The sequence below is a fragment of the Bacillus sp. 3G2 genome (assembly GCF_044324725.1).
Classification (GTDB): Bacteria; Bacillota; Bacilli; order Bacillales; family Bacillaceae_G; genus Bacillus_A; species Bacillus_A mobilis.
The window spans coordinates 3,101,854-3,124,655 of sequence record NZ_CP172246.1; the positions used below are offsets into that span (position 1 = coordinate 3,101,854).

General features: G+C 36.8%; 20 protein-coding genes, 1 pseudogene, 1 riboswitch and 1 other annotated feature. Of the genes and pseudogenes, 6 read left to right on the top strand and 15 right to left on the bottom strand.

The genetic code is table 11. The features are described from left to right. Window positions 1-97 precede the first annotated feature (97 nt). Window positions 98-1,744, top strand: coding sequence for an ABC transporter substrate-binding protein (locus tag ACHZK0_RS15935; RefSeq protein ID WP_000361822.1), 1,647 nt, complete (start codon window positions 98-100; stop codon window positions 1,742-1,744). A 432-nt stretch (window positions 1,745-2,176) separates the two neighbouring features. On the opposite strand, the gene ACHZK0_RS15940 is transcribed toward ACHZK0_RS15935, so the two are convergent. Beyond that, window positions 2,177-2,605: a DUF5412 domain-containing protein gene (locus ACHZK0_RS15940; RefSeq protein WP_000022547.1), complete on the bottom strand. Its 429-nt coding sequence runs from the start codon at window positions 2,603-2,605 to the stop codon at window positions 2,177-2,179. Between the two features lie 475 nt (window positions 2,606-3,080). Here ACHZK0_RS15940 and ACHZK0_RS15945 point away from each other — a divergent pair, with 475 nt between their 5' ends. After that, window positions 3,081-3,905: an MBL fold metallo-hydrolase gene (locus ACHZK0_RS15945; RefSeq protein ID WP_086390278.1), complete on the top strand. Its 825-nt coding sequence runs from the start codon at window positions 3,081-3,083 to the stop codon at window positions 3,903-3,905. A 119-nt stretch (window positions 3,906-4,024) separates the two neighbouring features. Further along, window positions 4,025-5,452, top strand: a complete 1,428-nt coding sequence (locus ACHZK0_RS15950; RefSeq protein WP_088114245.1) for an IS4 family transposase — start codon at window positions 4,025-4,027, stop codon at window positions 5,450-5,452. 228 nt (window positions 5,453-5,680) lie between these two features. Here the strand turns inward: ACHZK0_RS15950 and ACHZK0_RS15955 are convergent, their stop codons facing one another. From ACHZK0_RS15955 to ACHZK0_RS15990, 8 genes and pseudogenes are all read right to left on the bottom strand, one after another. Next, the gene (locus tag ACHZK0_RS15955; protein ID WP_087996249.1) at window positions 5,681-6,061 is read right to left on the bottom strand and encodes a VOC family protein; all 381 of its coding nucleotides are present in this window, start codon (window positions 6,059-6,061) and stop codon (window positions 5,681-5,683) included. Window positions 6,062-6,122: 61 nt separating this feature from the next. Then, a complete protein-coding gene (locus tag ACHZK0_RS15960) occupies window positions 6,123-7,148 on the bottom strand; it encodes an ROK family transcriptional regulator (RefSeq protein ID WP_143881341.1) in 1,026 nt (341 codons plus the stop codon). A gap of 136 nt (window positions 7,149-7,284) precedes the next feature. Further along, window positions 7,285-7,402, bottom strand: a pseudogene (locus ACHZK0_RS15965) (MFS transporter); the annotation flags it as partial. Window positions 7,403-7,572: 170 nt separating this feature from the next. Further along, window positions 7,573-8,136: a maltose O-acetyltransferase gene (locus tag ACHZK0_RS15970; RefSeq protein WP_395760656.1), complete on the bottom strand. Its 564-nt coding sequence runs from the start codon at window positions 8,134-8,136 to the stop codon at window positions 7,573-7,575. Window positions 8,137-8,441: 305 nt separating this feature from the next. Continuing rightward, a complete protein-coding gene (locus ACHZK0_RS15975) occupies window positions 8,442-10,931 on the bottom strand; it encodes an FtsX-like permease family protein (protein WP_395760657.1) in 2,490 nt (829 codons plus the stop codon). Further along, complete coding sequence (locus tag ACHZK0_RS15980) at window positions 10,928-11,686, bottom strand: ABC transporter ATP-binding protein (RefSeq protein ID WP_395760658.1); 759 nt, start codon at window positions 11,684-11,686, stop codon at window positions 10,928-10,930. The genes ACHZK0_RS15975 and ACHZK0_RS15980 overlap by 4 nt, the downstream gene beginning before the upstream one ends. Continuing rightward, the gene (locus ACHZK0_RS15985) at window positions 11,679-11,828 is read right to left on the bottom strand and encodes a hypothetical protein (RefSeq protein ID WP_270344100.1); all 150 of its coding nucleotides are present in this window, start codon (window positions 11,826-11,828) and stop codon (window positions 11,679-11,681) included. Before ACHZK0_RS15985 ends, ACHZK0_RS15980 begins: the two co-directional genes overlap by 8 nt. Window positions 11,829-11,904: 76 nt before the next feature. Continuing rightward, window positions 11,905-12,942: a tryptophan--tRNA ligase gene (locus tag ACHZK0_RS15990; RefSeq protein ID WP_395760659.1), complete on the bottom strand. Its 1,038-nt coding sequence runs from the start codon at window positions 12,940-12,942 to the stop codon at window positions 11,905-11,907. A gap of 5 nt (window positions 12,943-12,947) precedes the next feature. Beyond that, window positions 12,948-13,156 (bottom strand) — a binding site (T-box leader). 152 nt (window positions 13,157-13,308) lie between these two features. On the opposite strand from ACHZK0_RS15990, the gene ACHZK0_RS15995 reads away from it, so the two are divergent. Next, on the top strand, window positions 13,309-13,623 hold the full coding sequence (locus tag ACHZK0_RS15995) for a hypothetical protein (RefSeq protein ID WP_395760660.1): 315 nt from the start codon (window positions 13,309-13,311) through the stop codon (window positions 13,621-13,623). A gap of 75 nt (window positions 13,624-13,698) precedes the next feature. On the opposite strand, the gene ACHZK0_RS16000 is transcribed toward ACHZK0_RS15995, so the two are convergent. Further along, complete coding sequence (locus ACHZK0_RS16000) at window positions 13,699-14,820, bottom strand: AI-2E family transporter (RefSeq protein WP_141435058.1); 1,122 nt, start codon at window positions 14,818-14,820, stop codon at window positions 13,699-13,701. Between the two features lie 63 nt (window positions 14,821-14,883). Then, complete coding sequence (locus tag ACHZK0_RS16005) at window positions 14,884-15,132, bottom strand: GlsB/YeaQ/YmgE family stress response membrane protein (protein WP_000539721.1); 249 nt, start codon at window positions 15,130-15,132, stop codon at window positions 14,884-14,886. 136 nt (window positions 15,133-15,268) lie between these two features. On the opposite strand from ACHZK0_RS16005, the gene ACHZK0_RS16010 reads away from it, so the two are divergent. Further along, window positions 15,269-15,730, top strand: coding sequence for a GNAT family N-acetyltransferase (locus tag ACHZK0_RS16010; RefSeq protein WP_395760661.1), 462 nt, complete (start codon window positions 15,269-15,271; stop codon window positions 15,728-15,730). A 38-nt stretch (window positions 15,731-15,768) separates the two neighbouring features. Next, window positions 15,769-15,912, top strand: a riboswitch (cyclic di-AMP (ydaO/yuaA leader). Window positions 15,913-16,008: 96 nt separating this feature from the next. Then, complete coding sequence (locus ACHZK0_RS16015; RefSeq protein ID WP_000945246.1) at window positions 16,009-16,152, top strand: hypothetical protein; 144 nt, start codon at window positions 16,009-16,011, stop codon at window positions 16,150-16,152. 54 nt (window positions 16,153-16,206) lie between these two features. Here the strand turns inward: ACHZK0_RS16015 and ACHZK0_RS16020 are convergent, their stop codons facing one another. The 4 genes from ACHZK0_RS16020 to ACHZK0_RS16035 form a co-directional block, all read right to left on the bottom strand. Continuing rightward, a complete protein-coding gene (locus ACHZK0_RS16020; RefSeq protein WP_395760662.1) occupies window positions 16,207-18,720 on the bottom strand; it encodes a BC_3345 family exosporium-associated protein in 2,514 nt (837 codons plus the stop codon). A gap of 23 nt (window positions 18,721-18,743) precedes the next feature. Further along, window positions 18,744-21,251, bottom strand: coding sequence for a collagen-like protein (locus tag ACHZK0_RS16025; protein ID WP_395760663.1), 2,508 nt, complete (start codon window positions 21,249-21,251; stop codon window positions 18,744-18,746). Window positions 21,252-21,396: 145 nt separating this feature from the next. After that, window positions 21,397-22,152 (bottom strand): class I SAM-dependent methyltransferase, encoded by a 756-nt coding sequence (locus ACHZK0_RS16030; protein WP_395760664.1) that lies wholly within the window; start codon window positions 22,150-22,152, stop codon window positions 21,397-21,399. Window positions 22,153-22,193: 41 nt separating this feature from the next. Next, window positions 22,194-22,736, bottom strand: a complete 543-nt coding sequence (locus tag ACHZK0_RS16035; RefSeq protein ID WP_395760665.1) for a CGNR zinc finger domain-containing protein — start codon at window positions 22,734-22,736, stop codon at window positions 22,194-22,196. Between the last annotated feature and the right edge of the window lie 66 nt (window positions 22,737-22,802).

A 22,802-nucleotide genomic window follows, 5' to 3' on the forward strand; every position in this document is an offset into this window, starting at 1 on the left:
CTCCTCCCCTTGTCTAATGTTATATTAAACTAGACTTATCAAATTAAAAATGGACACCTTCAGAAAAACATGTCCACTTATAAAAGGAGATAGGAAAATGGATAAAACTTTACTGAATCTATGGCAATCATTTTCTTCTGGAAATATAAAAATACAAGACCTAGCAGATTTTTTAAATTTAAGTACAAAGCAAACCGTACGTTACTTACATAAATGGATGGACGAAGGTTGGCTAACTTTCATTCCTGGAAAAGGTAGAGGAAACCCCTCCTCTCTCCAATGGTTGAAAAATGTAGAACAAATCTATGAGTCACAAGTAATGGAAATTATGGACCAACAGCCTGTTGAAAAAAGTAGTAAATATTTACTATATAATTGGTCTCCAAACAGTAAACTACGCTTAATGACTAAGTTTCATTCAAAATTTGGCTATATACATAATTCAGATGACAAATTAATTATTCCTAGAAGGAAGCCCCTTTTAACAACACATCCGCTCGAGGCTGCCGATGTACATAGTGCACATATTGTTGCGAATGTTTTTAATCGACTTGTTTATATGGATGAAAAGGGGAACATATTCCCTGAAATAGCTCACAGTTGGGATTTAACTCCATCTACGCTTAGACTATATTTAAAAAAGTCTATAAAATTTCATGATGGCTCCATCTTAACAGCGTCTGATGTGAAATTATGTCTCTCAAAATTACGCAGTCATACATACTATAAAGACTTATGGGCACCCATAGAAAAAATAGAAGTTGTATCACCACTAATTCTTGATATACATTACCCAAAGGGGTGTAGTTATTGTTTACAAATGTTATGTATGATAAATACAAGTATTTATAAAGAAAATAACGGTCAAATCATAGGAAGCGGTGGTTTTTATATAGGAGAGAATAGCCTGGAGAAAACATCATTGATAGCATTTCATGATTATTTTCAAGAAAGACCTTTGCTAGATACAGTAGAATTCATTCAAGTCCCTCTGGAATTTGATACTATTTATCAATCTTCCAAACACCATAAATGTAATTCTACTTTTCAAGTAGAAAGGAATTCCGGTTTTGGCGTTATAATTATGAATGCTTGGCGCGATTCTTCCATTCAGCACATAGATGTTCGTAATTACTTACATTCTATTATCGCTAACAATATAAATCATATTCATGAATATGATTCTCAAAAAATCCCAAATATTAAAAGCTGTTTAAAAGACATAGATCATCAAATCAATATCCCAAAAAGAAAACGTCCTGAATTTAAAGAACCACTTATTATAAAAGCTACTCAGTATACAGAAGCAACCACAAAATGGTTAATGAATATCTTAGAAAAAGAAAATATACCTTTTCAAGTTAAATGGGTTCCATTTGAAAACTATCTTAGGGATGAAAAACTTAATGAACAAGTCGACCTTTTTATTCATGGTGAAGTATTCGAGATGAATCAAGAGATATCATTTTATTATTTTTTAACAGCTAGATATTCACCATTGGCTAAAGTTTTAAAAACAAATAAATCACTAAGAAACCAACTATCTAAATACAAACATACACATTTTGAAGAGTGGCCTTTATTAAATAAGAATCTTGAAAAAGAACTGATAGAATCCTCTATTATGATTCCCTTATACTATGAAACACGTCAAATTCCTTTTTCATCAGACTTAACGAATATTAAGATGAAATATTTTGGGTATGTGGATTTTTCTCAACTTTGGATAAGACCTTTAATTTAAAATTCGCAAGAAACCTAATCCACTTATAATAATTATCACCCTATTTAATTTCCCTGATGCCAAAGGTGAATTCTTTAGGAGTACGGATACATCGCTATCAGGTCAATTAAACTGGTATCTTAGAGTCATCAACTTAAACAACAAATAACACCATCTCCATTTTTTCAATATTTTGAAGGACTCACAAAACAAAATTATTATCTCTCCACAGTTAACTATGAGAAGTTAGCTCGTTTTTTCGTTTTGGGGAACCATCGGTTTCAAAGCTTGATGACGATGTAGCGAGACTTCTTAATATAACATCAATTTATCAGTAGTCGTATCTAGAAACCTAAAAAAAAGTCCATTTAGAAGATCTAAAGGGACTTTTCACTCATATAATCCTATCTATGGTTAAACAAATAAAATTGAATAAATTTAATTTTTCTTGTTTTATCTAATAAATTGTTTAGGCATTTCTTTAACGTGCTTATCATCATCACGCCAATCATAGGTTTCTTTCTGTGAAATATCTAAAGTTTGATCTCCAATTCTAACAATATTCTTATTTACCCATTGGATATATGGATCCGTATCTGGATAGTTCCAATATATATTTTTCTCTGAATCTGTATCAAGGTTAACTAATTCACCCCTAACAGCATCCGCACTTAATGATCCTGCATTATGAAAATAAGTCTTAATGAGATATTTTCCATCTGGAGATTTCACTGTTCGAATTAATTCACCTTTTGGAACACCTTGCAAACTAAAAAATTTCCAATATCCAAATCCAATTATAATTACTAACATAGTAAGTATAGTTATTAATACTTTTCTTTTTGTTTTTTTAATTTTACCTTTTGTATTTATAATACTCACTCATTCAACCCCAGTCCATAGAATATAAACCATATTATACCTTTAAATAAATGGTTTATATATCCAAAAATAAAAATCCTACCTTAATAGTTTTTATAAAAGGGCATATTTCACATAATTCTCGTTATCAGTAGTTAATAATGAATAGAATTTTCATTATGGGGGGTACTATAAAATTTTAGCTTGATAGCTGGCGGGACCCCATCGCTATCAAGCTAAGAAATTAAGTCACCCCCAAAACAAAAAATGAACTTAAATTCTTTAGAAATGATATAAAATGTTTATTAGAAAAGGAGAACAAGGATATATAATTTGATGCCTGCTAATGAGATTTACTGTTGATAAATGGTGGTTTGTTAACTAAAAGGCGAGTATATATAAACATTTTTAAAGATTCTCAATATACAAATAGATTAATTTCAGTTTAAAGTTTATAATTAGTTTGTGAGAAAGTTTATAACAAAGGGGCATACATATGTTAAATTACATCTGCACTACATGCGGCGTTCAATATTCTAAAAGTCAAGAAGTTCCTTCTGATTGTATAATTTGTAATGAAGAAAGGCAGTATATTAATCCATCTGGACAATCATGGACTACTCTTGAAAAAATGCAAAAAAGTAAATTATATAAAAATGAAATCTTAAAAGAAGAAACTGGTTTATATAGTATTACTACAAAACCTGAATTTGCAATTGGGCAAACAGCTTATTTAATACAAAGTCAAAATTTTAATGTTTTGTGGGATTGTATTACTTACTTAGATGAAAATACAATACAAGAGATACATAAACTGGGAGGTATACAAGCAATTGTACTTTCACATCCTCACTATTATTCTACACAAGTAGAATGGGCAGAAACTTTTAATATTCCAATTTATATTCATGAAGATGATAAAGAGTGGGTAAATCGTTCAAGTAAACAAATTATTTTCTGGTCTGGAGAATCTTTGGTATTAACTGATGCGATTACAATTTATCGTTTGGGAGGACATTTTAAAGGGGGAGCTATTTTACATTGGAAAGATGGCAGTGACAAAAAAGGTCTTCTTCTGACAGGTGATATCATCCAAGTTGTTGCAGATCGTCAGTGGGTAAGTTTTATGTATAGTTATCCAAATTTAATTCCGTTACCAGCTAATAAAGTAAAAGAAATGGTAGATAAGATTAAAGACTTACCTTTTAATCGCTTGTATAATGCATTTCATAGAGTAATAGTCGAGGATGCAAATAAGTCTGTTCAAAAATCTGCTGATCGGTATATAAAAGCTTTACAGGGAAAACTTTTTCATACTTAAAAAATCAAGTCACTTCTGACGACACCGATTATATAAAAGTAATTACGGTTTTTCACTATCCATAAAGCAAAAAAGACGTTATCCTTTCTGTAGAATTATAGGAAAGGATGGCGTTTTTTATGTCTATTTCTGTCTCTGACGAATTAAAACTATTTGCTCAGGAGATTCAAAGCCTTTTATCTCCAAATACCTTACGGAATCTTGCTAAAGATGTTGGTTTTGTACAACGAACTAGTAAGTATCAAGCAAAAGATTTAGTAGCCTTCTGTGTATGGGTGAGTCAAAATATAGCTATGACTTCTTTAACTCAGTTATCTAGCTGTTTAGAAGCATCAACCTCAGTACTTATCAGTCCTGAGGGACTGAATCAACGATTTAATAAAGCAGCCGTCCAACTTTTACAACACCTACTAGCTGAACTACTAAACCAAAAATTGACCTCATCTATACCTATTTCCTTTCCATATACTTCTGTTTTCAAGCGTATTCGTATTTTAGATTCAACTGCATTTCAACTTCCAGATCCCTTTTCATTCGTTTATCCAGGTGCAGGTGGATGCAGCCATACAGCGGGAGTAAAGATTCAGCTTGAGTATGATTTATTAAGTGGACAGTTCCTTCATATTCATACAGGTCCAGGTAAACAACATGATCGAACCTACGGTTCCCTGTGTGTCCCAACTATAACAGAAAATGATTTATGTATCCGAGATTTAGGTTATTTTCATTTGAAAGATCTTCAACATATACAAGAGAAAAAGGCTTATTATATCTCACGTATCAAATCGAATACACGTATCTATCAAAAAAATCCTAATCCTGATTATTTTCAAGATGGCAGAATCAAGAAAGGTACAGAGTATATCCAGATAGATATGGAGGTTTTAATGAACTCCCTTCAACCAGGACAAACATGTGAAATATCCAACGCTTATGTAGGAATGGCTGATAAAGTCCCAACTCGTGTGATAGTTCATCGACTAACAAAAGAACAACAACAAAAACGATTACAAGATCAAACTGTAAGGGAAAAAAAGAAAGGAATGAAGTATTCTCCTCGTAGTAAAAGACTCAGTGGTATCAATATATATATGACAAATACCCCTACAGATATTGTCCCGCTGGGACAAGTACATGATTGGTATTCTTTACGTTGGCAAATCGAGATTTTATTTAAAACGTGGAAGTCATTCTTTCATATCCATCATTGTAAAAAGATAAAACGAGAACGATTGGAATGCCATTTGTATGGGCAATTGATTGCCATTCTACTTTGTTCTTCTACCATGTTTCAAATGCGGCAATTACTTCTTATGAAAAAGAAACGAGAACTGAGTGAATATAAGGCCATATATATGATTAAAGATTACTTTCTTCTTTTCCAAGCGATACAGAAAGACACCCAAGAATTATCAAAGGTGTTACTTCGCCTGTTCAATCTCCTACAGCAAAACGGGCGAAAATCTCATAGGTATGAGAAGAAAACAGTCTTTGATATATTAGGTGTCGTTTACAATTGTACCATGTCTGATAATCAAGCGGCTTAAATCAAAAAAATGAAACCCGTTAGGGTTTATTTCGCGTGTAAATCTTTAAATTTCCTACACATAGCCTTTAGAAAAAAGAAACAACTCCTACTATAATTGACGTTGTACGAGCTTAGCTTGATAGCGATGTGGTATGTCCCCCTTTCTGCAGAAATAATAGGTTTCTTGTAAAACAATTCGGGGAACAACAAAGTTTTATATTTTTATTCGTTTTTAGTAAATAAAACGTTAGATCGTTATCTCGATCTGATTTCCTTCAGGATCACTTACTACACTTTCGTAGTAACCATCCCCTGTAGTACGCGGACCGTTTAACACAGCGTATCCTGCTTCTCTTAATGTACTAGTTAATTCGTTCACTTTTTCTTCACTACCTACAGAAAAAGCAATATGCGCATATCCTATTGTTTGTATTTGTACTTTCTCATCTATCCCTACCTGCTTCATAAGTTCTAGACGCGCACCACCTTCAAAAGTTATAAAATAAGATTCAAACTGCTTTTTCGGATTGTGATATAAGCTATTTTCTTCACCACCGAAGTACAGTTTGTAGAAATCACGCATTCCTTCTAAATCATTCACCCAAATTGCTACATGTTCAATTTTCATAATTGGCACCTTTTCTTTTATGTTATTCAACTGGCAATTGGATGCTTCATTGCCAGTACATTTAATTTTCTTTATTTGTTCTCGTAATCATAAGATCAAGTCCAAGGCTTTTTAGCCCATATAAATAATCTTCTTTCCAGTTGCTCACTGTTATTTTCGGAATATGTTCTGCCGGAATGTACTGCGGACAACTTTTTACAATTTGATCTATTACAAACTGGTTTACTTCATCATCACAGAAGATGAATCCATGAGGGTTAATAATAGCTATACATGTAGCTATTAAACGAGTAATAGCATCTATGTTATATTCCTCTGGATTATTCGAATCTTCACTTCTCAAAGCTTGCAAGAAATTTTTATTATCATACTGCGGGACGAAAGATATCTCTCCTGAGAAAAATGTGCTTCCGCGTACGACATCTCCATTTACCATAATACCTGCACCTGGGCCATTTTGACCTGAATATAAATATACAAGAGAGGAATTGTCATAGTTTCCAGTTTTATAATAACCAAGCACAGCAGCATTCATATCGTTTTCTATTACTACTGGTATAGAAAACTGTTCCTCCAAATGACTTTTCAAATTAAAATTTTGGAACTTTTCATATCCAGGAATATAAAAAATACGACCATTATCAACCGAACCAGGCACACCAATTGATATAGAGCTTATCTTCGGGAATGTATCGATAAGACCTTCAATATGTTTAGATAATAGATTTACGCCCGTATCAATTAACATACTTGAAGTACTTCCTTGTTCTTTTACTTCCCCTAAACAGTTGAAAATTGCATAGTTTGTTTCATTTTTTTCTAAAAATATCGCTAAACCTAACATATATTCTGGATTATAAGCATATCGTTTCGCTCTTCTTCCGCCACTTGAATCATCTAAACCTACTAAAGTGACTTCACCGTCTTGTTTCATATTTTCTATAAATTTACTTATCGTTGGAAAACTAATTTCTAATGCATTACTAAGCTCAACTTTCGTTGCACTACCTCGCTCTAAAAGAGCTGTACGTATGCCGCGAAGGATCGTCTCTTTAATCGATTTTTGAGTAACAAATTGCTCACTCAAATTGCTCACCACCTTAATCAACATACTTATTAAACACTTTTAATAAGTTGCGTTGACAATATATCATACATCATTTTCTAAAGCAATAAAGATGATATATTTCCGCTGCACGCACTCTCTGTTTCGCTTCATGTATTCATACAATTCCAGATAACAGAGCAAATAATAAAACAGCTAGCAAGGTATTACGTGTTCCGAATGATTCCCCTAGTATACCAGCCGACTAAAAAGGCTGTATAACCGATGATAGAAACTTACAGCAAACGAAAAACCCGGCAAAACAAATAAGAGAAAAAGAGCGTTTCAAGAAGCAAGTAATGTCTTTGTACAATTGTCCGCACTATTTTTCTTCATAATAAAACACCTTTCACATTGTCTATACGATACGACACCAGTTTATTCATATACCCATGAAAAACGATTTCTATAAGTCTATCGTTTTAATAACTTTAGCTGGGTTACCACCAACTACTACATTATGAGGTACATCTTTTGTCACAACTGCCCCTGAAGCAATTACAGCGTTATCTCCAATTGAAACACCAGGGTTAATAATAGCTCCCCCGCCAACCCAAACATTGTTACCAATCTTTACAGGCTTCCCATATTCTTTGCCAGAATTCCGCTCTACCGGGTGTAAAGGATGAGTAGCAGTATAAATGTGAACTCCAGGTGCAAACATACAATGATCACCGATTCGAACTTCACAAACGTCTAAAATTACACAATTAAAATTAGCGAAAAAGCTCTTTCCAACATGTATGTTGTAGCCGTAATCACAGCGAAAATCAGGATTAATTTGGGCTTTTCCATCAGCTGAAGAACCTAAAAGCTGATTTAATAAAGTGTAACGCCTCTTATCTCCTGTCTCCATCGCCTCGTTATAAAGGCGTTTTAAACGTTTTGCTTTCACCCTATCAGCTACTAATTCTTCGTCATCCGCAATATACATTTCTCCCGCTAACATCTTTTCTTTCTCCGTTTTCATACACTCCTCTCCTTCGTAATCAAATGAACCCCACTTATTAAACTTCTTTAATAAGTGACTTTAATTATACTTATTAAACAAGTTTAATAAGTAACCCTATAGTAGCATACTTTTTAACATATGCAACTAATAAGTTTGAAAAAGAAATGCGAACTCCTTACTTCACCTAATGATATTACTCGGTGGCATTTAACTAATATACTGCACTATATATTTATGAATGAGCACACCAATATGCAAATCAATTGTTAATAAAAAAGAGATTGACCCAAAAGTAGCTGAATAGCTACTTGGGTTAACCTCTTTTATTTATTATCCCTATTTAACTCTTGAACAATATCCCTTTTTCCTATTCTATTAGCAAAAGGTATAAAAATAATAAGGACTATTCCGAACATCCCCGCTATTACCGTTACAATAAGTTTGAAATCAAAAAATAAAGGTGTACGATCTATTATACTTACCATGTAGGTTAATAATATGCCTATAACAGCCCCTAGTATAATCCCAATAAGTACATATAAATTAACTTGCGTCAAAATAACTTGTACAATCCCTTTTTTCTTAACTGTTATTGCTCGTAAAATAGCAAACTCTTTTCTTTTAGATTGAATATTATTTATAAGTGTATTACATACCCCTAATGTTACACTAAACAAAATTACTACAATAACAACAATGAAGATGGACCACCTTTGCTGAAACATTAAACTAGATTGTTTTAACGATTGAGTATAACTACTTATTTTTAATTGTGGATATTGAGCTTTCAATTTCTTTAATTGCTCCAACGTCTCCCTCTCATTATTTGAACTAATAAATGCACGCTCAAAAACTGTATAATCTTGTTTATATGTTACATTACTCCAATCCATAAGTACTGAAGGAGAATTCGGTAGCTCATTAACAATTAATCCGATTTCTACCTTACTAGTCGATCTAACTTTTTGTTCCTGTTCTGAAAATAGACCCAATTGAACGATATCACCTACATGAAGTTTATACCGCTCCGCTAACTCTTTTGTAACAATTATACTATTCTCCAAATTGGCAGGTACTTCTGGCAGTAATCCTTGCTTTTCCATTTCCTTTAAATCACCTAAATTATAGTCAAAAGTAATATAATTTTCACCTTGTTTTAATTCTGCCAGTGAGTTCGTACTAATTGTACTAGCTCCTTTTACACTACTTATTTCTTTAAATATATTTTGTGTATGAGGTAAAGTAATGGTTGAATCATTATTCAAACGATTTTCCACAACAATATGTGTTGGAAATTCTCGTTTTAAATATCTTTCATTATTTTTTTGCATCGTTTTAAATATAGTGGAGCCAAAGACAACTATCACCATCATTGTACTTATCATTAAGATAACAAATGTATTTTTCCTTACTTGCGGAATTACATTTTTAATAGCAACAAATGTATTCCTTCCAAATATTTTTTTCATCATAGGTAGACATAATTCTAATATCGAAGAAAGATAAATAGGAAATAAAACATACAATCCTAAAACGAGAAATATAGATCCAATTACTATCACTATCGCCTGTGTATCTCCTGTATTTGCTACAAAGCCACCAAAAACAGTTAAAAATATACTACAAATTAAAAGGACTTTCCCCATCATACTGCGTGTTTTTTCATTAGAAAAGTCGGATTCTTCATTTTCGCGCATAAGCTTTACTGGTAATATTTTCGAACTTCTGTATGAAGGATATAACATAAACAATTCAATAAAAAAGATACTACAAATCATTGTTACAATCGCTATTTTATAGTCAAAACTCATCGAATTAATTTGAAAAGCAAATAACTGTTCTAGCCAACTTTGTAAAAAACGGTTACTTATTACAGCTAGTAACAAACCAAATATTCCACCAAAGAAATTAATTACACTACATTGAATAAATATAACTGTAAACATTTGTTTCGTTGTTGCTCCCATTGATCGCATAATAGCAAATTGGTTTTTATATTTATATAAAAACACTTCAAAATTAGATATTAATAATAACGATGTAATAATAAGTATTAATACAGATACAATAACTATAAAAATATGTAATGACGCTAAGTTACTTTTTAAAAACTCATCTTCCTCAGCAATATCGATTCTTAATTCTTTGTCTATTTTATGAATTTGACTAGATAATGCTAATACATCGGCATTCTCTTTTGCTTTTATCAACACATAAGTAGCCTCATTGTGTTTACCTGTTTTTTCATATACGTGCTGTTTCACTGCACCTTCTGATAAAACAAGTATATCCGGAGCTGAACCTCCAGCTTCTATATCAGGTAACACTTCTTTTACTACATAGGATTTATTTTCTATTTCAATCCTTTCCCCAACTTCTACTTGTAAAGTTTCCGCTAATCCATCATTTAATGTTACTTCCTCATTTGATAGATTTTTAGAGAAGTGATATCGACTTTTAGATAACGAATCATTTTGAACACCTACTGTATAAATAGCTGTATTCAATTTATTCACTTGCAAATGATTTACTAATACTTTTGACATGTATTCAATATTTTCTTGTTCCTTAATATTTTTTAGTAAAGATTTATCCATCAATTTATTTTGATCAGGGTTATATCCAACAGATAAGTCCATATCTCCATATAAATTTTTAACTTCATTTATAACAGACTGTTTCGCATGATTCGAAAATACAATCATCGTAACAATTAGAGAAACAGCCAACATGACACTAACTATAGAGGAAATAGCAGTAAATTTATTCGTCTTAAAAAAGCGTAAACTTAATCCCCGTACTGAGTTTATCATTTTGATTTCTCCATTAATTTTTTAAATTTATCTAAAATAATATTCATATCATTTACTCCATGAGAACACGTATAATCATCAACAACTTCTCCATTATGAAAGAAGAGAACCCGATCTGCATACGTAGCAATATGAGGATCATGAGTAACAAGAATCATACTTTGATTAAATCTTTGTTTCATATCAACTAGTACTCGTAAAATATCATTAGAAGTATTGAAATCTAAATTTCCAGTAGGCTCATCTGCAAGAACAATTGGAGGGGATGTTATTAATGCCCTACCAATTGCAACACGTTGTTGTTGTCCCCCAGAAAGTTGAGCTGGTCGATGATTTCTCCAATTTACTAAACCAAGAACATCTAATATTTTATTTGTTTTTTCTCGTATCTCCTCTTCTGAATCAGCTGTTAATATGAGGGGTAACGCAATATTTTCTTCTACAGATAAATCCTTTAATAAATGGAATGACTGAAAAATAAATCCTATGTTATCCCTTCTGTACTCTGTCGCATGCGGTTCAATGAACATATTTTCAGGTACCTCACCATTTACATAGATAATCCCCTCATCAGGCTTATCTAGAGCACCAAGAATGTTAAGTAATGTACTCTTCCCAGACCCACTCGTTCCCATCACGGCAAGGAGCTCTCCTTTATTCAACTCCAAAGATACATTTTGTAAAGCTCTAACATTTGTATCTACATTCTCATAAGTCTTACTTAAACCTTGAACTGCTAATACAATTTCACTCATCTTTATTCACCTCAACATGATTAAATGTTATTTCCTCCATTAGATTAACTTGAATTAAAATTTTTTCTTTTAGATTACTAGGTGGTACAATTTCTGTTCCTATTTGGAATAACAACACTTTTAACTCGAAAGTTGTAATCATTTCTATCCCTCCTCACTCTATATTGGTAACAAATTGAAATTTCGTTCGATTTTTTTATAAAAAAACAAGGGAACGCTCAGCGTCCCCTCTCAAATCCAATCCGTTTTTTAATTTCCGCTAAATTTACCTTCGCGATTTCTCTTGCACGCTCAGCACCTTTTTCTAACGCTTCGTATAATAAATTCGGCTCATTCATATACATCTCATATTTCTTACGGGGACCAGCTAATTCGCGGTCTATAACGCGAAACAACTCTTTTTTCACATCGCCCCACCCGATTCCCGTTTCATATTTTTCACGCATGGACTGCATTTCATCTTCTGTCGCAAATTCTTTATATATCATAAATAACGTTTCTAATTCTTTCGGTTCATTTGGAAGTGAAGAATCCGTTTTGATTTTAAATATTAACTTTCGTAGTTTTTCTTGTTCTGCGAATAATGGGATTACATTTCCGTAACTTTTACTCATCTTTCTTCCATCAAGGCCAGGTAAAATGGCACCCTCTTCTTGTATGACATACTCCGGAAGCGTAAATGTCATGCCAAATGTATGATTAAAATACGTCGCAATATCACGCGCTATTTCAATATGCTGAATTTGATCTTTTCCGACAGGTACATGAGTTGCTTGGAATAATAATATATCAGCCGCCATTAAAATCGGATACGTATATAATCCCATATTCACTCCCGCATCGACTTCTAACCCCGCTTCTTTATTTTGCTCCACCTTCGCTTTATACGCATGAGCACGATTCATAAGACCTTTCGGAGTTAGGCAAGCTAATATCCAAGCTAATTCTAAAATCTCCGGCACTTCTGTTTGTCTGTAAAAAATAACATCTTCTCCAAGTCCGAGTGATAACCAAGTAGCTGCTACCTCTTTCGTATAACTACTAAACTGACTTGGATCATGTACAGCATTTAACGCATGATAATCAGCTATAAAGTACAATGCTTTTCCTTCATTACTCTTTGACATTTGCAACGCAGGTTTAATCGCACCAATATAATTCCCTAAATGCGGAAAACCTGTCGGCTTAATTCCTGTTAACATTATTTTTTCACTCAACCTAACTCCTCCTTTCTCAAAATAAAAAGAGCCTCTCATCCTTAAAAAAGGACGAGAGACTCCCGCGGTACCACCTTCATTAGCTATCATTCATAGCTCGCTTCAACTTCTTAACGTGAAGTAACCGTCTTTGCCTACTCATTTCAGCAAGAAGCTCCAGGGCCCATTCCATATTCATCCCTTACTGATTCCCACCACACATCAGCTCTCTGAAAATTTTTGAATATGTACTCTTCTCTTTCATTGCTTTTCGTTATTTTTTACAGTTTATCACATTTCTCGTTCACCTAAAACTGAATTTTCTTTTTTTGTTAGGTTTTAGCAATAGTGATTACCAATTTATTCCGAATAATATATAATCAATATATGCAGAACCGATTTGCAATACAAAAACGAGGTGATGTCATGGGTTGGTTTAATAAAAAGAATGATACGTTTAAGATTGATGTGTTTAAATCCGATGATAAAATTCAAGATGATACTTTAGGGGTAATTATACATTTCACACCTATCGCTATATATGTATACACCTGCGATGAGTACATAGAAACGTTTGACGGTGCGCTCACTTTTGAAAATGAGAACGGAAATCAAGTAGAAATTGGAGGTACTTTCATTTCTCTTGAAGTAGATGCTAATTTTCGCATGGACGATTTAATATTTGACTACAAACTAAAAGAAAGCAATCTACCTATTATTGAATTAAAAGCCTACGCATAAAATGAATGTGTTTACTATAACAAAACTACAAATAAAAAAGAGCTAAAACAGTATTACCTGTTTTAGCTCTTTTTTTCACGTATTCAACTTAACAAATCGATAACCGTGCGTTACTAACACTTTTAATATCGCATACCCTGGAATCGCTAAAATAATCCCCATAATACCAAATAAATTTCCGGCAGTTAAAATAATGAAAATGATAGTAATCGGGTGAATGTCTAACTTTTTCCCCATGACTTGCGGAGAAATGAATTTACCTTCTGCTAATTGTACAATCATCATAACGATAATTACTTTTAACACCATTGACGGCGAGTCAATAAACGCGATAATTAAAGCTGGTGTAATCGCGATGATTGGTCCTACGTACGGAACGATATTTACAATCATCGCTAGAATTGCAAGTAGTACCGCGTATTTAATACCAATGATAAGATAACCGATTAATAGCATAATACCGATAAACAAGCTAACGATAATTTGTCCTCTAATATATGAGCTAATCGCATAATGCATATCATCTAGTATTCTCATCGCTGCTGGGTGTCTTTGTTCTGAAATAAACTTTAAGAAATGATTCGGTAATTGCTCACCATCTTTTAAAAGATAGAACAATATAAACGGAACCATTACAAATGTTAAAACGACCTCTGTAACAGTACTTAAAAATCCAGTTACATTTCCTGTTACTGATGATAACGACTTCGTAAAATCAACTGTGTAGTCTTTTACCATACTCGCTACATCAATATTTAAATTCTCCTGAATTTTCCCTAGTAAATTACTTTCCCCAAATCTACGTGCTGCTCGTTCAATTTCATGACCGAAATACGGTAAGTTATCTATTAATGCATCAATTTGATCTTTAATAATCGGAATTACTGTTACAACTAAAAACACAAATAATCCTAGTACTATTATATATATAGAAGCGATTGATACGATTCTTGAAACACCTTTCTTTTCTAAAAGCGAAACGAATGGATGCAAAATATAAAATAGCACACCCGCTAATAATACCGGGAAGAAAATTGTTTTTAAAAAGACGATAAACGGAGTAAACACAAAAGAAATTTTCGTTAGCAATAATATGTTAATAAACAATAACGCAAAGCCAAGTAACACCGCTAAATAATTTTGCTCTCTAAAAAACTTTTTCAACTTATCTCTTTTTCTTATATTTACTTTTTCCAACGAAACCACCTCTTCGAATGATGAAAAGCCCTTATTCAGGGCTTTCCATCACGATCTATGTCTTTATTTCCTTGCAGCTTTCACTACAAATGATACAATAAGAATTAACACGATTGCCCCTAATAATGCTGGCACGACATGAATCCCACCAAAAGATGGCCCAAAAGATCCAAATAATCTACCACCTAACGAAGCACCTAATAAACCTGCGATAATATTTCCGAACATACCACCTGGAAAATTTTTACCCGTTATAGAACCTGCAATTGCACCTATAATAGCACCAACTATTAATGTGATAATCCATCCCATCTTTAGCCCTCCATTTCTATTATGGTGTATTTCTTTTTCATACTAAATTGTTATGTAACTATTATAATTATTATATCCAATAAAGAAAAATGTTGTCAAATCTATGAAAATAAAGTCTACAAGGAGGTTTTACCCTATGATTCAAAAATTAATTACAACTTCTCACAACACCGCTACTTCTATTTTAAACATTCAAATACCCGCTTATGAAATCGAGGCGAAATATATAAATAGTACCGCTATCCCTCGTCTTTATGATACTGTAGCCGACATTCAATCATGTGATGAAATGTTTTACGGCTATTTTTATGAAGAAACACTTGCCGGGTTTATTTCTTTTAAAATGGATGAAGAGAAAGTTGATATTCATCGTTTAGTAGTATCCCCCCATCATTTTCATAAAGGAATTGCCACCAAACTACTACTATATGTATTTGACATGTTCTCCCCTTCCCAAACATATATTGTACAAACAGGGAAAGAAAATACCCCTGCTCTGTCTTTATATAAAAAACATGGTTTTATTGAAATAAAGGATATCATATTACCCGATGGTGTGGTTTTAACCTCTCTCGAAAAATCAGAAAACAAAAAATAGTTTGACTCATTAATTTATTTATGTTATCTTTTACTTTATAAAACCTTTTGCTGAGTCCAATTTTTTGGAGCGGGGGAACCATTTTTGTAGCTATGCTACTTGGGGCGAATCTTATTTAAGTAGGGAAACTCTCACTTCCCGAGTCCGACAGCTAACCTCGTAAGCGTAATGGGAGAGGAAGGTGCTTTTTGCCTATGTTACACAGTGTACCTCCTTAATTATAAATATGGAATCGATACCAATAGACACCTATATTTATAGAAAAGGAGACATGTATAATGTTACGTTTATCTGATCACGCAATCAAAATGATGGAGCAAAGACTTCGACTCGAACAACACCGCACATATCAAGCAAATAAAGTTGTAGATAACTTACATCACAAATACTTCTTTCAACATATTTTTCAACCGAAAAGATAAAGAGAAAAACACAAGGTGTGTCTATACAGACATTCCTTGTGTTTTTTATATTTCTTATAAAATTCTCACTACATTTAAACTTGCTGTAATGGTACCCGCTATAGTGGTCACATGCCCTACAGCTAACGGGCCATTTTGTAATACGAATGTTGAATTGGCACTCGTTACATTCACAAGAAGTGTATTGGAAATAGCTGGTTCGATTACTACAGTTGATGTCGTTACGTTTTGTAGAAAACTCCCTGCTAGTTGTGTTCCATTTAACAGCAACCTAACAGATACAGTCTCATTCCCACCATTCGCGTCACCTTGGAAATAATAGCTTACTAAATATATTCCCGGCGTCGATACTGTAACAGTCGTGGCACTAGTTAAAGATACACCTGCTCCATATACAGTGGATCCCGAATTAATTGGAATGTTAGTATTTGCCGCAATTGTACTTGTAGAGGTAGAAAAGAAATAACCGCCCCCTGTTGATATTGCAGATGATCCGGTTGCTCCTGTTAAGCCTGTTGGGCCCGTGGCACCGGTTAGGCCTGTTACTCCCGTTCCCCCTGTCGCTCCTGTTATTCCTTGTATGCCTTGGATTCCTGTTGGTCCTGTTGCACCAGTCGCACCAGTTGCTCCGGTTGCTCCGGTTGCTCCCGTCACACCTTGTGGGCCTTGAATTCCTTGGGTTCCTTGTGGACCTGTTACTCCCGTAGGGCCGGTTGCTCCCGTCGGACCCGTTATCCCTTGTGGACCTTGAATTCCTTGCACTCCTTGTGGACCGGTTGCTCCCGTCGGTCCCGTTGCTCCCACCTGCCCCGTTACCCCTTTTGGCCCTTGAATTCCTTGTATTCCTTGTGGACCAGTTGCTCCCGTCGGTCCTGTTCCCCCTGTTAGACCGGTTGGACCTGTTGATCCAGTTATTCCTTGTATTCCTTGAGGTCCAGTTGGGCCTGTTGGACCAATCGAACCTTGAATTCCTTGCAGACCTTGAATGCCCTGTGGACCGGTTGGACCCTGGATTCCTTGGATTCCCTGTATTCCTTGCGGGCCTGTTGCACCCGTTGGACCTGTTGGCCCCTCTGGACCTTGCACTCCTTGAATTCCAGTCGCACCGGTTGGACCTATACCTCCTTGTGGCCCCTGAATTCCTTGGATTCCTTGAGGGCCGGTTGGACCAGTGATTCCACTTGGACCTTGCACTCCTTGTAAACCTTGAGGACCAGTTGGACCGATTGGGCCTTGGATTCCTTGCAGACCTTGTAAGCCTATTGGGCCAGTTGCTCCCATTACTCCTTGCTCACCTTGTATTCCTTGGATTCCTTGCAGGCCTGTTGGACCAATTGGCCCTTGTGCCCCTTGCACTCCTTGTTGACCTGCCTGGCCTGTTGCTCCTATTGGTCCTTGTACTCCTTGTAAACCTTGTATTCCGGTTGGGCCGGTTGCTCCCTCTACTCCTTGTTGACCTTGAATCCCTTGGTCACCCGTTGGACCTGTTGCCCCCATTGGACCCTGTACGCCTTGCAAACCTGTTAAACCTGTTACCCCTGTCGGTCCCTGTATTCCCTGTACTCCTTGGATTCCAGTCGCGCCTGTTGCTCCTGTCGCCCCAGTTGCCCCCGTTGCTCCAGTTGGACCGGTTGGACCTCCCGGTGATCCGGCTGGACCCGTTGGACCGGTTGGGCCTCCTGGCGGACCGGTTGGACCGGTTGCTCCCGTTGGACCCGTTGCAGATCCTGTTGGACCAGTTACTCCAGTTAAGCCTGTCGATCCTGTTGGACCTGGATCACCTTGCAAGCCAGTTGCCCCTGTTGGTCCTATTACACCTTGCACTCCTTGTATCCCCTGAGAACCGGTTGGGCCGGTTAGGCCCATATCACCTTGTGGACCTTGTAAACCTTGAACACCAGTTGCACCTGTTGGTCCCATCAGCCCTTGTTCTCCTTGTATTCCTTGTAAACCTGTTGGACCGGTCGGCCCCATCGGACCTTGAATACCTTGTATACCTGTTACACCTTGTAATCCACTACCTCCTAAATTCCCTTGAACACCTTGTATACCCGTATTTCCCGTTGGACCAGTCGGACCAATTTCACCTTGCACTCCTTGTATACCTTGTATTCCGGTTGGACCAGCCTGCCCAATTTCACCTTGCATGCCCTGTATACCTTGTATTCCAGTTGGACCTGTTTCTCCCATTGGCCCTGGTATTCCTTGTATACCTTGTATTCCAGTTGGGCCAGTCGGTCCCCTTTCTCCTTGCAGACCTTGAACACCTTGAATTCCCTGTGGACCTTGTTCCCCCATCGGTCCTTGAATACCTTGAGCACCCCGTGGTCCTGTTAAACCAGTTGGACCCGTTGAACCAATTTCTCCCTGCACCCCTTGTACTCCTTGAATTCCTGTAGGACCTGTTGGACCAATTGGCCCTTGTACGCCTTGTATTCCTTGTGGTCCAGTCGGTCCACCTAAAGAACCTGTCGGACCCGTTGGACCCGTTGGACCCGTAATACCTGACGCTGGAAAAGGAATAGGTGCTTGAAACTTACTACACTTATCTCGATCCCTCACAAGCATCTCCCCCCGTTATAACTAACGTGTCAAACTATTTTTAATACATTTAAACTAGCAGTTATCACACCAGATAATGTCGTTACATGCCCAATAACTAATGGGCCATTTTGCAAAGATAAAGTAGCATTTGAAGAAGCAACATTAATGACCATCGTATTAGAAATCGCTGGTTCTAATACAAAAGTCCCTCCTGTAACATAAAAAATAAAACTTCCTGCGACTTGCGTTCCATTTAAAGTAAGCCTCACGGAAATCGTTTCATTCCCCCCATTTGGATCACCTTGAAAATAATAGCTTACTAAATATATTCCTGGCGTACTTAACGTTACAGTTGTTGCATTTGTTAAACTCACATCAGAACCAAAAACTGTAGATCCGGAATTAATTGGTACTAATGCATTCGCTGCAATTGCACTTGTTGAGGTAGAAAAGAAATAACCGCCACCGCTAGGTAAGCCAGTCGCTCCTGTTGCACCTACAATTCCTAAAAAACCTATAGGCCCTTGACTACCAGTTACTCCAGTAGGTCCTACAGCTCCAATCGGCCCTTGACTACCTTGCGCTCCAGCTGGACCTATACTACCGTTAACCCCTGTTATTCCCCTTACTCCAGTTGGACCTTGTATTCCTTGAATACCTTGCACACCTTGTATTCCGGTTACTCCTGTTGCACCGGTAGGTCCTGTCATTCCTGTATTTCCTTGTATCCCCATAATCCCTTGAGCACCTTGTATTCCTTGTGCACCGGTCGCCCCTGTTTCTCCTGTCGCTCCTGTTTCTCCAGTTCCCCCCGCAATCCCAACATTTCCTTGTGGTCCTTCAGGTCCCTGATTACCTTGCGCTCCTTGCACTCCTTGTGGTCCCGTTATCCCGTTTTCTCCTAGATTTCCTTGGGGCCCTCTAATTCCTTGTGCACCTGTCGGACCGATTATTCCTTGTATCCCTTGCATACCTTGAGAACCTTGCGCTCCTGTTGGGCCTACTATACCTTGTGTTCCTTGAGGACCTTGCAAACCAATCGCACCAGTTGGACCGATTATTCCTTGGACTCCTTGAAAACCTTGAGCACCTTGCGCACCAGTTAATCCAATTTCCCCTTGTATTCCTTGAGGACCTTGTATCCCTTGCAATCCAGCTGCTCCTGTTTCTCCTCGTATTCCTTGAGGACCTTGTATCCCTTGTGCTCCAGCTGCTCCTGTTTCCCCTCGTATTCCTTGTGGACCTTGGGCTCCTGCCGCTCCTGTTGTGCCTGTGGGACCGATTATTCCTTGGACTCCTTGTATTCCTTGTGCTCCTGCCTGACCCGTTATACCTTGTATTCCTTGCACACCTTTAGGACCTTCTGCACCTGTTGGACCAATTTCTCCCTGTGGACCTTGAGTTCCTTGGGGACCTTCTGCACCTGTTGCTCCTATTATTCCTTGGTTACCTTGAGGACCTTGTGCACCTTGTATTCCAGAAACACCTACTACACCTTGGGACCCTTGGGCTCCCCTTACACCTTGAGGGCCAGTGGGACCAGTTATACCCTGTAACCCTTGCACTCCGATTGCACCAGTTCCGCCTGTTACACCCGGCGCACCGGTTTCACCTGTTGGACCAGTTGGACCCCCAGGTGGGCCGGGTGGGCCAGATGGACCAGTCACTCCACTAGATGGACCAATTGGACCTGTTGTTCCCGTCGGAGCACCCGGAGGTCCCTCTGGTCCTTGCATACCCATACTTCCAGTTGCTCCTGTTATACCTCGTGCTCCTTTTGCTCCTTGAAAACCTGTGGATCCATTTATTCCTTGTATTCCTTGACCACCTTGTGGGCCTTGAGGACCTATTACACCTGTTATCCCCTTTATTCCGCTTATCCCTTGAGGTCCTTGTATTCCAGTAGAACCAGTTGGGCCAATTACTCCTTGTATTCCTTGATCACCTTGGTGTCCTTGCTCTCCAGTAATTCCTTGTATGCCTTGTGGACCTTCTTCTCCTTGTATACCTGTCGTTCCGTCCTCCCCTTGGATTCCTTGTGCTCCTTGGGGACCTTGTGGGCCTGTTACACCTAATATCCCGGTTACACCTATTTCTCCCTGTATTCCTTGTGCGCCCGTTTGTCCTTGTTCTCCAATTTCTCCTTGTATCCCCGGAGGACCTTGTTGACCTTGACTACCGGCAAGGCCTGTAATTCCTTGTATACCTTCTACTCCTTGTAATCCAATATCACCAACTGGACCTTGCTCTCCAATTAATCCTTGAGGACCTTGTAAGCCAATCGAACCAGTAATTCCTTGCTCTCCGGTATCACCAATGGCACCTTGTATTCCTTGAGCTCCTGTTGTCCCTCGTGGACCTTGTATTCCCTCGATACCTTGAGGACCTTGTGGACCAGTTGCTCCTCTAGGTCCAGTGATTCCTGGAGGCCCGACCGGCCCCTCATGCCCTCCAGTTGGACCATTTGGGCCACTATCACCAGTAGGGCCAGTTGCTCCTATAGGCGGAAGAGGCAGTGCCACTCCAAATTTTTTGCACTTTCTATGATGACGCACAACAATCCCCCTCCCAAAAATAATTACACCTTTTATATGAAATGCATTTGTATCTGAAAAGTACACACCTGACCTCATTTTTTAAAAATAAAGAAGCCTATCATTTCAATTATTTGAAATGATAGGCTTCTTTTTATAAAACACTTTACTTTCTCGCCTTAATAATAAAAGTAGTTGGCACCATTCTAGCTTTATATAAAGAATAATATTTCGTAGAAGGTTCAGCTCGTTCTTCATCAAATAAGCTCGATGGTTCAGGTTCTTCTATTCTCTCAATTGTAAATCCCGCTCTATTTAACTCATTTATGTATGTACTTATTTTTCTCTTATATAATGTCGCTTGTACATTTTCCCCTTTAAATGTTTCAAACGTAATAGGGGTTTCCTCATGATAAGAAGACTTAAAAGCAATTTTTTCTGTACCATACTGTAAATTTGAATATACTGGGTGCTCCCAACTAAAAATAAAACTTCCTCCTGGCTTTACATACGAATAAATCAGTTCCAACGTTTTTCTTAAATTCGAAGTCCATCCTAATGCGTAAATGGAGTATACAATATCAAAATACCCTTTCGGAATATCCACTTCCTCTTCCATTGCTCCGCATACTAACTTTGGATTCCAACTCTTTAACGTTTCATTCGCTGTTTTAATTTGTTCACTTGAAAGATCAAGCCCCCATACTTCCTCTGCCCCATATTCTGCCATATATTGCAACGAATGCCCACTTCCACATCCAATATCAAGAACCTTTTTATTTCTAATTGAATCGAACAAATGAATCTCATCTTCAGACGCTGTATACGGGCCATATTTCGGTAAACAATCTACTTGAAAGAAGTATGGTGCTACTGTATCCCAACACTTTTTATTTAACGCTAACATTTGTGTATCTTTCATACTCCACATTCCCCCATTCCATTTTATTCCTCTAATATAAATTACACATTATAATCCGATCTTCCTTTTCTCTTCGCACGGTAATTTTTCACTTTGGCGATTGTCCCGCACGCTCTTCCTCCTTCTTCTCCAGCATACATACCGCACCATCTTTTACTTCCATTTCGCGAATGATCATAAAATACCCAGCGGCAATCTGGACATGCTTTTAACCTACCCCACAATTTTTCTTGAACAGCCATTAAAACAATACTTAATACTTTTGTATATACATTTTCTTCGTGCACAGGCCCATATGTAATACCTTTCATGTCTTCCTTTACCTGTACATGAAATGGGTATTTCTCTAACCACTTTTGCAATGATTTTCCACCTTCAATTGCCAGCCGAATACCTTCTCGAAAACTTTTTAATTCCTCTATCGTATGAAATGGAGGTTCTTCATGAAAATGTTCTTTCATAAAAAGCTTTATATCCTCTTCTGTTTGCAGCAAGTCAATCGGCTCTCTCGTATCGTTTGGTATTTTCCATGTATTTAAAAATCTCCGAATATATTCTAGTTCATTTGGTGCATTTTGATTCAATTCCATCCACCTTCTTCTTAAAATTCACTTTTTTCTGACTTTATGTATAATTATAATATAAATTAG

Bases quoted from the DNA above. Each gene is read 5' to 3' on its own strand.
- ACHZK0_RS15935 (WP_000361822.1), top strand. From the start codon at position 98: ATGGATAAAACTTTACTGAATCTATGGCAATCATTTTCTTCTGGAAAT.
- ACHZK0_RS15945 (WP_086390278.1), top strand. From the start codon at position 3,081: ATGTTAAATTACATCTGCACTACATGCGGCGTTCAATATTCTAAAAGT.
- ACHZK0_RS15950 (WP_088114245.1), top strand. From the start codon at position 4,025: ATGTCTATTTCTGTCTCTGACGAATTAAAACTATTTGCTCAGGAGATT.
- ACHZK0_RS15955 (WP_087996249.1), bottom strand. From the start codon at position 6,061: ATGAAAATTGAACATGTAGCAATTTGGGTGAATGATTTAGAAGGAATG.
- ACHZK0_RS15970 (WP_395760656.1), bottom strand. From the start codon at position 8,136: ATGAAAACGGAGAAAGAAAAGATGTTAGCGGGAGAAATGTATATTGCG.
- ACHZK0_RS15975 (WP_395760657.1), bottom strand. From the start codon at position 10,931: ATGATAAACTCAGTACGGGGATTAAGTTTACGCTTTTTTAAGACGAAT.
- ACHZK0_RS15980 (WP_395760658.1), bottom strand. From the start codon at position 11,686: ATGAGTGAAATTGTATTAGCAGTTCAAGGTTTAAGTAAGACTTATGAG.
- ACHZK0_RS15985 (WP_270344100.1), bottom strand. From the start codon at position 11,828: ATGATTACAACTTTCGAGTTAAAAGTGTTGTTATTCCAAATAGGAACA.
- ACHZK0_RS15990 (WP_395760659.1), bottom strand. From the start codon at position 12,942: ATGAGAGGCTCTTTTTATTTTGAGAAAGGAGGAGTTAGGTTGAGTGAA.
- ACHZK0_RS15995 (WP_395760660.1), top strand. From the start codon at position 13,309: ATGGGTTGGTTTAATAAAAAGAATGATACGTTTAAGATTGATGTGTTT.
- ACHZK0_RS16005 (WP_000539721.1), bottom strand. From the start codon at position 15,132: ATGGGATGGATTATCACATTAATAGTTGGTGCTATTATAGGTGCAATT.
- ACHZK0_RS16010 (WP_395760661.1), top strand. From the start codon at position 15,269: ATGATTCAAAAATTAATTACAACTTCTCACAACACCGCTACTTCTATT.
- ACHZK0_RS16015 (WP_000945246.1), top strand. From the start codon at position 16,009: ATGTTACGTTTATCTGATCACGCAATCAAAATGATGGAGCAAAGACTT.
- ACHZK0_RS16020 (WP_395760662.1), bottom strand. From the start codon at position 18,720: ATGCTTGTGAGGGATCGAGATAAGTGTAGTAAGTTTCAAGCACCTATT.
- ACHZK0_RS16030 (WP_395760664.1), bottom strand. From the start codon at position 22,152: ATGAAAGATACACAAATGTTAGCGTTAAATAAAAAGTGTTGGGATACA.